The organism is Vibrio sp. ZOR0018, from assembly GCF_963865925.1.
GTDB classification, from domain to species: Bacteria; Pseudomonadota; Gammaproteobacteria; order Enterobacterales; family Vibrionaceae; genus Vibrio; species Vibrio anguillarum.
In genome coordinates, this window is sequence record NZ_CAWMCN010000085.1 from 82,026 (window position 1) to 98,024 (window position 15,999).

At 41.8% G+C, this 15,999-nt stretch carries 15 protein-coding genes; 8 read left to right on the plus strand and 7 right to left on the minus strand.

Annotated features, from left to right (window positions below; translation table 11 throughout):
- Window positions 1–172 precede the first annotated feature (172 nt).
- From makD to makE, 5 genes are read left to right on the plus strand one after another with little or no spacing between them, the layout of a single operon-like run.
- Window positions 173–553, plus strand: coding sequence for an alpha-pore-forming tripartite toxin MakABE regulator MakD (makD, locus tag AACR75_RS04215; RefSeq protein WP_019283038.1), 381 nt, complete (start codon window positions 173–175; stop codon window positions 551–553).
- A gap of 24 nt (window positions 554–577) precedes the next feature.
- Window positions 578–973 (plus strand): alpha-pore-forming tripartite toxin MakABE regulator MakC, encoded by a 396-nt coding sequence (gene makC, locus AACR75_RS04220; protein WP_013868236.1) that lies wholly within the window; start codon window positions 578–580, stop codon window positions 971–973.
- 11 nt (window positions 974–984) lie between these two features.
- A complete protein-coding gene (makB, locus tag AACR75_RS04225) occupies window positions 985–2,049 on the plus strand; it encodes an alpha-pore-forming cytotoxin subunit MakB (protein ID WP_013868235.1) in 1,065 nt (354 codons plus the stop codon).
- 12 nt (window positions 2,050–2,061) lie between these two features.
- Window positions 2,062–3,171, plus strand: coding sequence for a cytotoxin MakA (gene makA, locus AACR75_RS04230; protein WP_047687639.1), 1,110 nt, complete (start codon window positions 2,062–2,064; stop codon window positions 3,169–3,171).
- Between the two features lie 50 nt (window positions 3,172–3,221).
- Window positions 3,222–4,283 carry an alpha-pore-forming cytotoxin subunit MakE gene (gene makE / locus AACR75_RS04235; protein ID WP_019280791.1) on the plus strand — a complete coding sequence of 354 codons (1,062 nt, stop codon included), beginning with the start codon at window positions 3,222–3,224 and terminating at the stop codon, window positions 4,281–4,283.
- 35 nt (window positions 4,284–4,318) lie between these two features.
- Here makE and AACR75_RS04240 read toward each other — a convergent pair whose 3' ends face one another.
- The 5 genes from AACR75_RS04240 to AACR75_RS04260 form a co-directional block, all read right to left on the minus strand.
- Window positions 4,319–5,554 (minus strand): aromatic amino acid transport family protein, encoded by a 1,236-nt coding sequence (locus AACR75_RS04240; protein WP_443089060.1) that lies wholly within the window; start codon window positions 5,552–5,554, stop codon window positions 4,319–4,321.
- 462 nt (window positions 5,555–6,016) lie between these two features.
- Window positions 6,017–6,880 (minus strand): NAD(P)-dependent oxidoreductase, encoded by an 864-nt coding sequence (locus AACR75_RS04245; protein WP_047687643.1) that lies wholly within the window; start codon window positions 6,878–6,880, stop codon window positions 6,017–6,019.
- Window positions 6,881–7,047: 167 nt separating this feature from the next.
- A complete protein-coding gene (locus AACR75_RS04250; protein WP_017044945.1) occupies window positions 7,048–7,764 on the minus strand; it encodes a YebC/PmpR family DNA-binding transcriptional regulator in 717 nt (238 codons plus the stop codon).
- Window positions 7,765–7,853: 89 nt separating this feature from the next.
- Entirely contained in the window at window positions 7,854–8,063 is a 210-nt protein-coding gene (locus tag AACR75_RS04255; RefSeq protein WP_017046863.1) for a DUF3283 family protein, read from the minus strand.
- A 159-nt stretch (window positions 8,064–8,222) separates the two neighbouring features.
- On the minus strand, window positions 8,223–8,420 hold the full coding sequence (locus tag AACR75_RS04260) for a PA3496 family putative envelope integrity protein (RefSeq protein WP_017043498.1): 198 nt from the start codon (window positions 8,418–8,420) through the stop codon (window positions 8,223–8,225).
- Window positions 8,421–8,764: 344 nt separating this feature from the next.
- On the opposite strand from AACR75_RS04260, the gene AACR75_RS04265 reads away from it, so the two are divergent.
- On the plus strand, window positions 8,765–9,220 hold the full coding sequence (locus tag AACR75_RS04265; RefSeq protein ID WP_047687645.1) for a hypothetical protein: 456 nt from the start codon (window positions 8,765–8,767) through the stop codon (window positions 9,218–9,220).
- A 189-nt stretch (window positions 9,221–9,409) separates the two neighbouring features.
- On the opposite strand, the gene AACR75_RS04270 is transcribed toward AACR75_RS04265, so the two are convergent.
- Window positions 9,410–11,386 (minus strand): replication initiator protein RctB domain-containing protein, encoded by a 1,977-nt coding sequence (locus AACR75_RS04270; RefSeq protein WP_017043500.1) that lies wholly within the window; start codon window positions 11,384–11,386, stop codon window positions 9,410–9,412.
- Between the two features lie 1,229 nt (window positions 11,387–12,615).
- Between AACR75_RS04270 and AACR75_RS04275 the strand changes: the two genes are divergently transcribed.
- Entirely contained in the window at window positions 12,616–13,833 is a 1,218-nt protein-coding gene (locus AACR75_RS04275) for a ParA family protein (RefSeq protein WP_026027506.1), read from the plus strand.
- A 7-nt stretch (window positions 13,834–13,840) separates the two neighbouring features.
- Window positions 13,841–14,812, plus strand: coding sequence for a ParB/RepB/Spo0J family partition protein (locus tag AACR75_RS04280; protein ID WP_017044943.1), 972 nt, complete (start codon window positions 13,841–13,843; stop codon window positions 14,810–14,812).
- A gap of 71 nt (window positions 14,813–14,883) precedes the next feature.
- Here the strand turns inward: AACR75_RS04280 and AACR75_RS04285 are convergent, their stop codons facing one another.
- On the minus strand, window positions 14,884–15,918 hold the full coding sequence (locus AACR75_RS04285; protein WP_047687647.1) for an ABC transporter substrate-binding protein: 1,035 nt from the start codon (window positions 15,916–15,918) through the stop codon (window positions 14,884–14,886).
- Window positions 15,919–15,999: the final 81 nt, after the last annotated feature.

Here is a 15,999-nt window from a genome sequence, read left to right on the forward strand (position 1 = left end):
TTGATTAACTGAAATCACTAACTATATTTATCCACATAAAGATTATAAACATGTAAATATCAACACTAATATCAATAAGATTTAATAGATATAACCCAAAAAACCATTCGAAATGGTTAAATCAGTACAGTGATATTCTGTGGATCCATAAATAAACGTCAGTAGGTATTGAATGAAAAAAATAGAAATACTTATCGTGGTTGATTGTGCCGGAGCATTAGCAACCACGAGCTTAATGGATAACGTTTACTTAATTGATAGTAACCAATGGCTTGGTTCTTGGGATGAAGGAACGTGCCAACTCCACACGGTATCTCAAGATGGTCAGTTTATTTGCTGGCGTAGCTGCGCCATTTCGCCAGATGACGAAGTCAATATAACGGGATTCTCTGGTGACATGATTGATCAAAACGCTTGCTTACCAAGCCCTGTTAATGACGCGTGGGAAGGCAGAGTTCAGACTCGCGGGGATACTGGGCGTTATCTATATACCATTTCTCTTTCAATAAACGGAATAACAATGAATTTTTCACCTTATCTCGAAGTTCAATAACTCCATCTAAATAAGGAACATTGTATGAAAAAAGTAGAAATACTCATGGTCGTAGATGCAGCAGCAGCGCTGGCAAGTCGAGATCTGCAAAGTAACATTTATCTCATTGATACAAATAAATATATGGGCTCGGGTAATGAAGGCCAAGCTGAGTTAAAAACAGCCTGTAAAGACGGTCAATTATTATGCTGGCGAGTTGTCGCTATTTCACCAGACAATGAAGTTGATATTGTCGAGTTTAATGGGCAAATGATAAATGACAGAGTTTGTATACCCACTAAGCAAGGACTAAGCGGTGATGAATTCTGGGAAGGCCGAGTTGAAGCGCAAGGACAAGCCAGCACACAACAATACAATGCGACCTTGTCTATTGATGGTGCAAGATTAACGTTTGATCCTTTCCTCGTTATTTCACTGTAGAGGGCGAACTCATGTTAAGCCCAAATGTTGATACCGCATTAAATATGCTGACCGACGTATATACTGATTTTTTAGGTATTAGTAACTACGATGCAACCTGCAACTCTCTCTTTATTGGCCATGTAGCAAAAGATCCAAACTGGCTCGTAGAAGTTCGAAGCAGGACTGAGATCTTAAGAGCGGTAATGAATGAGTTTATGCAGCAAAAGCCTAAAATTTTTGCGCAAATTATTACATCGTTTATTAATTATCAGACCACGTTCGATGCCTGCGCACAAAACAGTAAGGCGATAACAAGTACGAAGCAATGGATTGAATGCTTACAATTATTGCAAAAAACGTTAAAGCAAAATATCACGTTAACAAATGAAGCTCAGCAAGTTTTCACGAAATCTTACAGCCAAGCGAAAAATGCAGAGGAGCTGCTCGCATCCAGCATTCAAGATGGCTGGAATGAACTTGCGAGCGAAGAACAAGCAATGGTACGCATTGCAACAGAGATAGGCTCTCTATCGCAATCCATTGCCAGTTTAGGAGCCAATGTTACGGCGGCCCAATTAAGAGCAGGAAAAGCTTACATACAAAGTATGGTCACTATTTCCTACGGTGTCGTAATGGGAGCAACGACGTCTGTACCATTCCTTTCCTTTGCTGGTGCGCTATTCACGGTTGGTTACAGTGCATACAGCACAATATCGAGCGCGAAAGAGGTACAACAAGATTTAGACAAACTCACTCAATTACAAACACTAGCCAGTGAAGAAGCACAAGCGGCTGCCATTACTAAAGCCATTATTCAAACCCTCAGCAACATGAGCGAAGAATTCCTAAAGATTGATGATAGCTTGCCAGCACTTTCATTGTTATGGCAAGACGAATTAGACAAGGTAAACGAACTGATCAACGCCTTACAAAGCGGTTCAGACCCAGCCCTATTGACTGATTTGCAAACTATCAAGATTGCTTCAGCCTCATGGAAAACCATTTCAGAATTTGTGCAACTCATTAGTTTACCGCCAAACGTTGGAAAACCCGTTTTAGTCAACACACTAAATAACACCATTCAAGAACAGTAAAGGAGATACACAATGTCACAACAAGTTACTCAGTTGAACCCAACACAGCAAACCACTCAATCTGCATTTTTGGCAACCACAGTCATCACAGCGCAGTGCCATGCCATTTTAAACACACAATTTACGCCACCTACGGTAAAACCAGATTGGTTTGATGACCTGAGTAAAAAATTAGACTCAGCCAAATTGGTTGCTAAGCAATGGATTGACCATTTGGGACCACAAGTATCAGCATCGATTCCCTCCAGCGTAATTAATTTTGACGCCACTTTCCAAGCATCAATCGATGCCATTCATGAGTTATATAAAGCGGATCCAACAGCAAGTGGCAAAGACAATACGACGGTTCAGCAAGCTTCACAGATTATGACCGCCCTATCTTCTCAAGTCAGCGGTATCGAAGCCACAGTCAAAGGGATGAATAAGGAACTCTCTGATTGGGGGGTGAAAATGCAAGCAGCACATGATGACTTAGTCAATGGTGCGACCAATATTCAAAAAACAATTATCGATTTACAAACAGATATTGAAAGTATGAATAACGCAATAGACAACAATCGTGCAGCCATTGAGAAACTGAATAAAGATCTAGTCTATGCACAAGTTGCGGTTGGTGTTGGCATCTTTATGCTCGTCGCAGGCGTTGCGCTTACCATCGCAACCGCTGGTACCGCAGCTGTAGTCTCCGGCGGTATCGCAGCCGTTGGCGCGGCATCGATTATTGCTGGTGGTGTTACGTGGGGCGTATTACAAAATCAAATTGATGATGACTACGACAGCATCGCGCAAGAACAAAAGCAAAAAGCTGAAGATCAACAACAGATTATCGCTTTACAGGGGCTTTCCAATGCCAGTAGCGCCGTCGTTTCAGCGATTGAAACATCGACATCAGTATTATCTGATTTTGAAACGACGTGGACTGTCTTTGGTAACGAGTTAGATGATGTAGTAACCAAGCTTAATAATGGTGCATCCATGCAGAGCATTATTATGGAAAAAGTGATGTCTGACGCAGCGAAAAACGAATGGGATGATGCGGTTGAACTTGCTAAACAGCTAGCTAGCGCAAAAATAGCTATCGAAACGAAAGAGTTAGCACCTGCAGTAAAACAAGCAGCTTAAACATTACTAAGGGGGGTTACGCCCCCTTTTATTCTTTTTCGAGGACCATCATGAATCAATCAGCCAGCGAGCAACTTCAAACCGACATTCCTGCATCTATTAGCGCTATGGTGTTACTAAATTCTGCATGCCAAGGCGTTGTTGAAACTTATATTGATCAAGGCAATGCAGAACATTGGTATGCTCAGGTAGAACAAAATTTAAATGCGGTGCAAAAACTGGTACGGCAATGGCGTTTGAGTGGTAATTTATATTTTTCAAATGACATTATGGACAGTGTTCTTTCCATTGCGAATACATTCAAAGATTCTAATGTTCAAATTTTAACGTTATTCAAAGCACTAGAAACCCGTTTTGACACCGCTCAACTAAAGCAGCTAACTTCATTAATCTTAACATTACAAAATCCGATTCAAAGTCTTACATCAAATATAAAACGTTATGATGAGGGATTGAATTCTTGGGCTCGCCAAGTGGAAGATGCTCATAACACATTGCAACAAACTATTGCACAGATCCAGCAAGAAGAAGTTTCCATCCAAGCAGAAATTATCGCCACTAACGCCCAAATTGATCTAATGAAACAGCAGATAGCAGCATTTAAAACCGCCATTGCGAATGCTCAATCGCAGCGTAAGAAAGGGATATTTGAAACGATTTTTGGCGTGGTGCTTGCTCCGTTTACACTGGGAGGTTCTTTGATATTGGCAGGGTTTGGTGTTAGCTCTATTGTAGAAGCACAAAGTGAAATATCTAGCCTGCAAAGCGATATCCAATCATCTTTAAATACCATCAACCACGATCAACAAACGCTCTCTCAAGATCAACAACAAATCGCGTCTCTCAATGCCCTATTGCTAAGTGTCGATCAAGTTAACAACGATTGTGCGGCGATCAGCCGATCCTTAGATACACTACAAACCACGGTGCTCAGTTTATACAATGAAACCAACAACGTCGTTTCTAACCTTACCAAAGCACAAGATTCACAAGCGGTCATTCTGGAGCAAGTTTGGTACCAATCAGCTTACAATGAGTGGCAAGATATTCTGGAGGTAGCATCAACGCTCAATAATGCACAACCTCAAATAACAAAAGCTCAAATCAAGTAATTGATTTGGCTCCAGTGACGGAGCCAATGGCTGATTTAATTGAGCAAGTTATAAAGCAATGCCGATACCGCCAATAACCCTATCGCCATGACAAAGGGTGTACTCATCTGCTGTTGATACTTCGCCAGCGATGGCACTTTGAATACAGCAATCATCGGCATAATAAACAGAATCATAGCGATCACGGGGCCTGAAAACGCTTCCATCATTCCCAGAATGCTGGGGTTGAGTATCGCGACAATCCAAATCGTGACAAACAAAATCGCAATGGTGAGTCGCCCAGCAAGACGCAATGACAGGCCAAAGTTTTTACACAACAGCCCAGTCAGGCTTTCTCGCGCACCAAGGAAATGCCCTAAAAAGGAAGAGGTAATGGCAATAAACGCCACTAAAGGGCCTAGAGTAGCGATGAAGGGATTATCTGTGACATTGGCAAGGTAAGTCAGCACTGAAATATTTTGCACTTTTGCTTCTTGCAATGCTTCTGGTGATAAAGCCAATACGCAAGAAAACACGAACAGCAAGACAAACAGAATTAATACAAGGCTGGTGTAACGCAGAATCTGCTCTGATTTTTTATCCGCTAGCGCGCCATAATGACGACGTTGAACATTGGCAAAACTTGAGATCGCCGCTGCATGGCTAAAAGAAAACACCACGACAGGAATGGCTAGCCACACTGTGTGTAAGAAATCACTCGTTTGCGGCAATGCTAATGACGGCACTGACCAATACGGGATCAAATAGAGCGAGAGACATAATAAAATAGCCGCCAATGGATAAACCATAACAGCAAAAGCGCGCAACATGATCTTCTCGCCACCCAGCATAATGGCAATTAACGCAAAGACTAAGCCACCAGAAAGTAGCACCCGAGGGGGAGCGACCATCTGCGCTTGATTAACCAAAAAGCTATCAACCGTGTTAGTTAGACCTACACCGTAAATCAGTAAGATTGGGAAAATAGAGAGGAAATACAGCAAAGAGATCAAGCGACCAGCCCTTTGGCCAAAGTGTTCTTCAACAACGTCGGTAAAATCGGCATTAGGACGGCGCGATGAGAGAACAAAACGAGCAAGACCACGATGAGAGAGATAAGTCATCGGAAAAGCGAGTAAGACCATTAACACTAATGGCCAGAAACCACCTAACCCAATGTTGATTGGCAAAAATAGAATGCCAGCCCCAACGGCCGTACCAAATAAACTGAGTAGCCAATAGGTGTCGTGTTTAGTCCAATTGGAAATCTGAACATGACTAAAATGAGCCATTTCCTTAGTGTCTTTCACTGCTTTTTCACTTATATAAAAATAATAATGTCGCGAATCCTACTCCTATTAATCATTATGATCATTTTGAGACCTTGGTCATAATCACTATAATCAAGGGGCCTAGCTTGGATTGAAAACCATGAAAACACAGAATTAACAGCATATTAAACTGGCTTCATGTTAGTTTATTGAAACTAAAAACCAAATTTTAAAATTTTTCAGTAAATGTAATTAGCTGACGATTTATCCAGCACTGTCACGCACAGCAAACAAAAATGAAGGACATTTGTCCTCCCTAATCGGTAGGCGATCATGGTTTTATACAATTATTTTTCAAAAAGAGGCACACAGATAGACACTGTAGGTATGCGGAGCCAGAAGATAAATAGGAATCGATTTATAGGTTTACAGTGTAAATGGCCCTAAATAGGGCCAATTGAGTCTATCTCTGAGCTGTGATATTTATGAATTAACGGCTTTGATAAGGATAGAAGTATCCATTCTTCCCTCACCTTGCTCAGACAAGGCTTGGTAAGCATGATAAGTTTTTTCTGTCATCGGCAATTTTAGATCGTTTCGTTGCGCTTCATCCAAACAAAAGCCCAAGTCTTTGATCATCCAATCAATGGCAAAGCCGTAATCAAATTTACCTATTGACATGTTCACAGCGCGGTTTTCCATCTGCCATGAGCCTGCGGCTCCATTTTTCAAACAATCAACCAAAACGCCAATATCTAACCCTGACTTTTCCGCTAAGATCAATCCTTCCGACAGGCCATTTAATACGCCAGCAATGCAAATTTGATTGACCATTTTTGCGCGTTGTCCTTGCCCTGCTTTCCCCATCAGCACCGATGACTTGCCATAAGCACGAAATACGGGTTGTAGCCGCTCAAACAGTTCGGCATCTCCACCACACATAATGGTTAGCACACCATTTTCAGCCCCTGCTTGGCCACCAGAAACAGGAGCATCCATAAAGCGAATGCCCGCTTTATGAGCCGCAGACGCCAGCTCTTCGGCTAACAGTGCCGATGTGGTGGTGTGATCAACCAAAATTGCGCCGCGTTTCATCGCCCTTATCGCGCCGCCGTCACTGGTCGTCATGCTACGGACATCATCATCATTGCCAACGCAGGTTAAAACCACATCGGCATCTTGCACGCACTCTGCGACTGTTTGCGCTGCATGCCCATGATACTGCTGCGCCCACTGCTGCGCTTTAGCTTGAGTGCGGTTGTAGACGCTAACATCAAACCCTGCATTTTTTAGATGCCCAGCCATAGGGTATCCCATAACCCCTAATCCAATAAAACTGACTTTCATTAACTTCTCCTTTTATTATTACCCAGCAGCCCAAACGGACGAACACACGTAACTGAGTGTGGGCTGTATGTATCCTTGCGTCATTCTCTATGAATAAGACCACGGTTAGCAATGCACAGATAAAAAAAAGCCGAGTCAATCACTCGGCTTCTCATTAATTCGCTCTATTACAGCTCAGCGTTATGGTAAACCTGCTGAACATCATCACAGTCATCTAGCATGTCGAGGAATTTCTGGAATTTCTCCGCCTCTTCGCCCGTGACCGGTGTGTGTGTTTGTGGAACGAACGTGATTTCTTCCACATCGATAGTCAAATCAGGGAACTGATTATTTAGCGATGTTTTCACTTTGAAGAATTCAGTGTTAGGTGCAAATACAGTGATCACACCATCTTCCAGTTCAACATCCGTCACATCGACATCATCCATCATCAGTGCTTCAAGGATAGAATCTTCATCATCCCCTTTGAACTGAAATACCGCTTGGTGATCAAACATGTGTGATACGGTACCTGGAGTACCAATTTTCGCACCCGTTTTAACAAAGCATTGACGCACATCTTGGAACGTACGGTTGCCGTTATCTGTTAAGCAGTCAACGATAACACTTGCGCCGCCAGGGCCAAAACCTTCGTAACGAGCAGGTTGGTAGTCTTCACCACCACCACCACTGGCTTTATCTAGCGCTTTATCAATAACGTGGCCTGGAACTTGGTCTTTCTTCGCTTTTGTGATCAGGTGGCGCAAAGACAAGTTCATGTCTGGGTCCGAACCACCATTTTTCGCACACATGTAAATTTCTTTACCGTATTTGGAATAGACTTTAATTTTTGCGCCTTGAGTTTTCGCCATTGAGGCTTTGCGCACTTCAAAACTTCTTCCCATAGGGATGATCTCTCTAATTCAATTTAACGCGAGGGATTTTAGCAAAAAGTGGGATCATTTCAATTTTCCACTTAGCAAAGACATGAATGCTACGCAACACCCATCACTCTTTTGTATTTGTTCACCGATTGTAAAAACCACTCTTTTTCGGCCTCACTGGCAATTTTAGACTGCTGCTGAGTGATCGCTTCAGGCCCTGCTTTTCCTTGCTTGAGTTTCCAAACAAGAAAGGAAGCTTGTTTATCGAGCTCTACTTTGTTTTTCTCTTCAGCGGCAAGTAAAGATAGGTTGAAGGACATGAGTTAGCCTAGATCGGTAAATACGTGGCACGAAATATAGCATAGGACATAGGAAAATTAAGAGCATAAATGTGCAATTTATCGGTATGAAATCAAGAAAATTGGAAAATATAAAGGGTGGCTATGCGCCACCCTTAGGGGATTAATGGTGAGAACTCGTCAGTGAAGTATGCCTAGCTCCTTCGCTTCTTCAATGGTTAAACCACTTTCTCGAATCTCTCTTAATGCTTCAATACGACGGCGAGCTTCGGCTGATTTAAGGTTTTTAACTGGTTTTTGAGTTTCTACTTCTTCCGTGAAGTCCCACTTATTTGCAATATCAGTCATTTCGTCATGGTCAATAGAATTTATGGACATTGTTACCTCCGAACAAACCACGTAAGGGACATGTAATCTGTAGCAAACGACATTTGATTTGTTAAGCATATTTCGTCCATATTGTGATTTTGGCGATGGTTTAGAAACCTTATTTTTAAAACTATTAATATTACTTTGCCAACCTTGCTAGACGAGGCTAAATTTAAATATTGCATACATGAATTCAAGCGTTTTAGCGCTCATTTTATTCTGTTGCATACTATCGCAGTCCCCCCCTTTCAATGTGCTGATTTTTAGCTCATGGTTCCCCATTTCTGTTTGGCAAATAAGCTTGAAATACACCAGACTGTAGTTAATACATTTAAAGTTGTAGGTAAGACGCGATGTGTAAGCTTCACGACTGGTTAACCGAGATCCATCAATGGCATCTGAACAAGCGCTATGATCAGGTGGCTCAATTACAACCTCTGATCCTTAATGCTCCACAGGAGATCTGGGGGCCGGATCTGAGTGATGATCAAAGTAAAGCAATTGCTTGTTGGCTTGATGCTTGCCTGCGCCAATATGAGTACTACAAGCTCATTGACGGTGAGCTTGCCTTCCAATATCTGCAGCTTGCTTACGCTCGTTTTCAGCGTTGTGTCTCGGAGCCGAATAGTGAACTTGAGTTAAAATCTTGGTGTATAAAACGGATGCAGCAGTTGATGGTACTGAGTTTGGAGCATCTCAACCAACAGCACGTTGATGAGGCCTTATCCCGAAGTTTAATTGATGCTCATGTTCGATTTCTTGCATATTACGCGTGGAACGATGATCAAGGTATAAAGCGAGGGTATTAATTGATTGCAGGGATCAACAGATAAAAAAATAGCGAGTTATATAACTCGCTAAAAACATATATGAGCCAATCTATTAATTCATCAGATAGGACAAAAGGTTGTCTATTCGTTTTCTATACTAACGGACCTTCTAAAACAAAATGTCAGCTACATGTCAAGGTTGTGTTGTAAATTTGCTTTAAATACCTTTTAAATACCAATAGCGACTTCATCAAGTGCCCGGAATACGGATTCATCTAAATGCCCCTCGTACACTTGCTTGCACACTTTGCGGCGTACCGCGAGACCCGAGATCAAACGTTCGATCGATAAATGTTTATTCTCGTTTTTCGTGTTATAGAGCTCGATCAATTTACTTAACGTCTCATAAGAGATCGCCTCATTTCCAACCCTCAGCCAATCCAGCTTATCAATCAGCTCTGTACACTCTTCCTTGATAGAGGATGGTGGATGTCCAGTCATTGCTGATAACGCCGTTATACTGCGTTCTAGGGCCTCTGGAGAGGTATATTTAGATAAGGTAATCGTAATTTCATCGGCATTGATCTCTACTAGGTGTTTGCGCTGCTTGACTCTTCGTCCCAGCTTACCCTTTGGAGACGGTGCTTTACGTTGAATCGGTTCAAATTCACCATCAATGATCTCAGAGAGCTCTTCTAATTTTTGCTTAGAAACCATCTCATTGCGCAGTGGGTTAGGCAACGTTGGAGCCATGTTGCGTTTGCCTGCATTGGTGGTACGAGCGCGCGAGTAGCGCAGGACTTCTTCCACATCACACTTAATGTCGACTTGGTAATCCATCACTTTTTCTTTATCCACCAGTGTGGTGACCGTCAAATGATAGCCCCAAAGATTCACGACAAATAACGAATCGCTGCCCTTTCCTTCCGATAATCGTTTTAGCTCACGGACAAGATCCATCGAAAAACGACGCCATTCGATATTACGGGCCAACTTTTGGTTCAATTCACTCAGTAGCATGCTGTCGGTATGGCGACGCGACATGCGACTGCGAAAATAGGAGTAGAGTTGGAAGACCAACGTATGTTGCTTTAGGATCTCTGGTGGAAACAAGAAAAAGTAATCGCGAGTGAGTAACTCTTCGTAGAATGAAGGCTCCCACACCAAAATGTACAAATTAGGTTTGATCCTAATTTCACCATCAGCCCCTTCCGTTGGCGCTTCTTCAGAAGCGGTGATCGTTCTTGCTAGGAACCGAAAACGATCACTCTTAAATCCTTCTGGCATGTTTTCACTCAGCCAACGGCCGGTTAACTCATGCAGTTGGAAGTCTGTAAATTCAATCCGATCAATACTATCGCGAATAGAATCTCTTGCTGGGCCACTATCTTTTTTACCGCGAAGCGACAAAATGTCAGTAATGTACAATGGGGTTTTATTCGGTGTGTGTTTGGTATTAAGTTGGTAATCTTCTTGGTGATGATCGTGGTATTGCACCGTTAAGGTGAACAGTGCAAACAGTGTCATTAGATCATCCACTGTCATGATATTTTTGGAAGAACGAGTTTCAATGATCGCACGGGTACCAGAAATCGACACCATTGATTTCTGGTAGCTTTTACGAGTTCTCGGTGGAGCTAATGCTTGATCAATGATCCCAGCCCAATTGGTGGGTGAAACCACAAACTGATCCGCTTCGTCTTTCATCGCTGGTGGAATATTTAGCCCATGTTCTGTCAACAAACGCTTATTGACCTGAGTTTGAGCCAGCGCTTTTGAACGCTTGCGTTTTTCTGTCTGTTTTACTGATTCAGTTACTAGACTGGTTGAACCAAGCACAGAGATGAGCTTATTTGGGTTAACAAATTTATGCAGCATTGTCTTGCCAGCTAAACCTTCTTCAAATCTCACCGGGATCTGTTTAAATAAACCAATACTTACTGCAGCACGCAGCCGTTGCTGAATAGCCGCTCTGGTCAATTGGCCATCGGTTGCTTCAATTAACTCTGTTGTTGAGACTAACCCATCTTGGCTGCGGAAACCTCTTAATGAGATCAGGTTAAGAAGTTCAACGATACTTTTGGTAACACCTTTAAAATGTTGGTATTGATCAACCCAATCAACAGCAGTTTCTGAAACTTCAAAAAGATGCCCATCTTTGTGGCTCCTTGGTGCTTTGATCAATATTTTTTCGTCTGCGTTCATTATTAGATCCGTATCACACTAGCCGTAATATCGCTATAGTTCCAATAGAATAAAGAAAAAGAGATCATAAATAAAGAAAAACTTATTGCTTTTAAATAACTGATCTTTTTGATTATTCTGATCTATATTGCTTATATGATCTAATGATCAGGCCTTAATGAGCAGCCTAATTGATTGTTTTATAGGGATAAAAAAAAATCCCCTTCAGAAGCATGATCATAGAAAACTGAAAACATGATCATTGTAGAGAAGAAAGCATGATCAATCACATTCCGAACGATGATCATCAGACGAATGAATCAATGATCAAACACTTTCTTAAAGCATGATCATGGCTCATGCACAACTTATCCACATGATGAGTTGAAGTGATTATTTTATTTGAGCTAGATGAAGAATATGGGCTTGGTTTTTCTTTGGAAAGATGATCAAGGAAGTGCATTAAATGTTCTTTCAAAGTCGATTTTGGCATAAACACGAATTGAAATGACAAATAACTCTTTTAACGGCTTCTATTATAAGGAGTGAGAGTGTATCGAAAGCATGATCAAGAGCGTATTGAAGAAGGTTTTGTTATTTGGTGTGTTTTAAATTTTACTTGTTATGTACTAGGTATCTTGCTCAGCCCCTATTCCATCTGCAATCCCCCGTAATTATGCGCTATTTTTACATGCTTCCGAGCTTAAATCACACTTGATCATTGATCCGATGAAGATCCATTTGTTTTCTGATTATTTGCTGATAAGGAAGGCGCTAATTCCTCTTGATCATTGTTCCTGTGGCGAGGGATCTCTTCGGACGCATGATCATCATGTTAGCCTTGATCATGCGTCCTGGTACCCTGACGAAAAGGATAAGTTTCCCCTGCCCTATCGCTCTAGTTATTATTATTCATGTTCTACGATTATTTAATTGATCTGCCGGGGGTACATCATTCCAAATGACACATACCGTAAATTATGCTGCTTCTCTAATCGTTCCGGGTATTTTAAGCTCATTTACAATGTAAATAAGTTACGTTGTAATATTTTTAATGTTCAAATAAATAATGGACTAAGTTACCCATTATTTAAGGAAAAATGATGACCATAATGAGGTCAATTCATTAAATTCCGATATATTTTTCTATTTATTGTGATATTAATCTAAAAGTGAATGTTCACCTTTTTGTTGAGTATTAAATTTTTTGCTGTACAATCTGCGTTAGGTACTTATTATGGAATTTGGCAATGAAAAGAGAACAAACCATAGCGAATCTCTACCAGCTCGCCGAGCAAACTCAACAGGTGCAAGCTGACCGAATTGAAATTGTTTTAGAAGAACGTAGTGATGACCATTTTCCTGCGATGTCAAAAGCGCTAATGGAAACTCGTTCAGGCTTAACACGCCGTAAGCTAGATGATGCCATTTCCAAAATGGAACAAGCTGGCCATCAATTTACTAAAAACAATGCTAATCACTATTCAATTTCTTTAGCGGAAGCCCACATGCTCATGGATGCCGCTGGTGTGCCTAAGTTCCACCAAAGGAAAAAGCATGGTGATCATAAGCCTTGGGTCATCAATGTTCAGAACCAAAAGGGGGGGACAGGTAAATCAATGACTGCTGTCCATCTAGCCGCGTGCCTCGCCCTGAATTTGGATCAGCGTTACCGTATCTGCTTGATTGACTTAGATCCGCAAGGTTCATTACGGTTATTTCTCAACCCGCAAATAAGTTTATCAGAGCACAGTAATATCTATTCTGCCGTTGATATTATGTTAGACAACGTGCCTGAAGACACTGAAGTGGACAAGGCGTTCTTACATAAGAACGTGATGTTGCCAACCCAATATCCCAATTTAAAAACCATCTCTGCATTTCCTGAAGATGCAATGTTTAACGCAGAAGCGTGGCAGTATCTTTCGCAAAACCAATCGCTTGATATTGTTCGACTGCTGAAAGAGAAACTTATCGATAAGATTGGCGATGATTTTGACATCATTATGATTGATACTGGCCCACACGTTGATCCATTGGTATGGAATGCAATGTATGCTTCCAATGCATTACTGATCCCGTGCGCGGCTAAGCGATTAGATTGGGCGTCAACCGTCAATTTCTTTCAACACCTTCCTACGGTTTATGAAATGTTTCCAGAAGATTGGAAAGGGTTAGAATTTGTACGTTTGATGCCGACGATGTTTGAAGATGATAATAAAAAGCAAGTCTCGGTATTAACGGAAATGAATTACCTGTTGGGTGATCAAGTCATGATGGCGACGATTCCGCGTAGCCGAGCATTTGAAACCTGTGCTGACACCTACAGCACCGTTTTTGATCTCACCACCAGCGATTTTGAAGGTGGTAAAAAGACGCTAGCGACTGCGCAAGACGCTGTGCAAAAAAGTGCACTGGAGCTTGAGCGAGTGCTTCACAGTCATTGGTCATCACTAAATCAGGGGTAAGTAAAACATGGCAATTAAAACGTCTGAACTAAATGCGAAACTGTTTGGTAAAGCGAATAAGCGACGTGCAACCACCCCGCAAGAAGCCCAAACGGCAGCGAAAGAACAAGCGCAAATCATCGAATTGGCGGTTGCGGGAGAAGAGTTAGTCACTTTCGAACTGGTCAGGATTCCCGCTGAGCAAGTAGCGGAAAAGACGATTGTTTTTACGCAGAATGCGCGTGAACAAGCTTTTCTGAATGAGCATGCTCTATCTGATGTATTGAGTACATTACGTGAGCGTGGTCAGCAATATCCTGCGGTTGGTCGTAAAACCGCTGGGGGCAAAATTGAAGTCCTTGATGGCAGCCGTCGTCGAATGTCTTGTATCTTGGCGGGTAAAGAATTTTTGGTTTATGTTGCTGAAGACATAAACTCGGAACATGCGAAGTTTCTTTCGGATGTGGCAAACGCGCACAAGCCGCTTTCTCTTTATGAGAAGGGTAAAGAGATGCAAGCGAAGCTGGATAACGGTGAAGCGGAAGACCAAAAAGCTTTAGCCAAGATATTTCAATGCAGTGAGGCCCTAGTAAGTGGTGCTCTAAAAGCAGCGGCTTTGCCACTTGAGCTATTGCAAGCTTATCCAAATGTGGTTGAATTAGGTCGTCCAACCATAGTTAAATTGCATAAACAATTTAATGAACTCGATGCAAAGCAACAAGCAAATTTGTTGGAAAAGTGTCAATCTGAAGATGGATTTGTTTGGCAGCGTAGTAGCGTACAAGGTGTTGCCCGATTGACGAAAGAAGTCACAGAGACAATAGAGTCTTGGATACAAGAGTTGTTGCCACCTAAGCGCACTGAGCATGTAAAAATTGATCTGATCAAAGGCCGCGTAAGTTACAGTCGTAAAGGCAGTAATTTAGCGCTTAATTTGAAAAAGGTGGATGATGCTACGGTGCAAGAAATATTAGATTTTATCCAATCTAAGCTTGATTAAGCATCCATCATGTAAAGAATAAAAACCCGCCACGGCGGGTTTTTTAGTAACTAAGTCTATTCAGTTCGAATCTATTGATTTCTTAAACGCTGCCAGTATTTTTCGTAGATAGCGAGCGCTTCAGGCCCAACATCATTAATGAATTCCCCTTTAGCCATATCTTCATCGGCTGGAAAAATCGTTGGATTGTCGCGAAGTTCTGCTGGAAGCAACGCTCGGCCGCTTTTTGTTGCCGATGCATAACCTAAGCTATTCACAATCTCAGCTTGGTTCTCTGCTTGATACATGAAGTTGATGAATTTATGCGCCAACGCTTTGTTGTTGCTGCCTGATGGAATAGTAAAGTTATCCATCCACAAGACTGCGCCTTCTTCCGGCATTACAAATTTTAGCTCTGGCATCTCAACTTGGCCTTGGTAGGCATTCCCGTTCCATTGCATCCCTAACGCTGCTTCACCTGAGACATAAGGCACATGTGGTGCATCAGAGTTATACAACAGTACATTATCTTTTAACGTGACCAATGATTGGTAGGCTTTTTCAATCTCTTTTTCATTTTTTGTATTAATACTGAAGCCATTTAAGATCAGCGCCATACCAAAGACATCGCGAATATCGTCAATCAACATCACTTGTTGGCTATATTTCTTATCCCACAAATCAGCCCAGCGAGAGACACCTTCTGGTACTAATGATTCGTTATAGCTGAGGCCAGTGATCCCCCAAATATAGGGCAGGGAATAACTATTTTTGGGATCGTGTGCTTGGCCGAGTAGTGAAGGCATGGCATCTTTCATGTTCGGGATTTGTGCATGATCCAGCTCGGTTAGTAACCCTTCACGTCCCATTTTTTCAATGAAATACGCTGAGGCAAAAACCACATCATAACCGCCACCTTTGAGCAACTTGAGCTTGGTATACATTGACTCGTTATTTTCAAAGGTCGAATAGTTAATCGTTACCCCTTCCTGCTGCTCAAACTGCTTGAGGGATTTTTCTGGAAGATATCCTCCCCATGCATAAACGTTGAGTGTTTTGTTGTCTGCGCTTACGTGTGAAGAAGTTAGAGCTGCTGCCAAAACCAATCCTTTGATGAAAGTTTTCATTGCATTTGAATTCCTTAAATAGCCCAGAAGTGTACTGGGGTGTAGGTGAATAATTAGTTAAAAATGGTCACGATTAAAGCA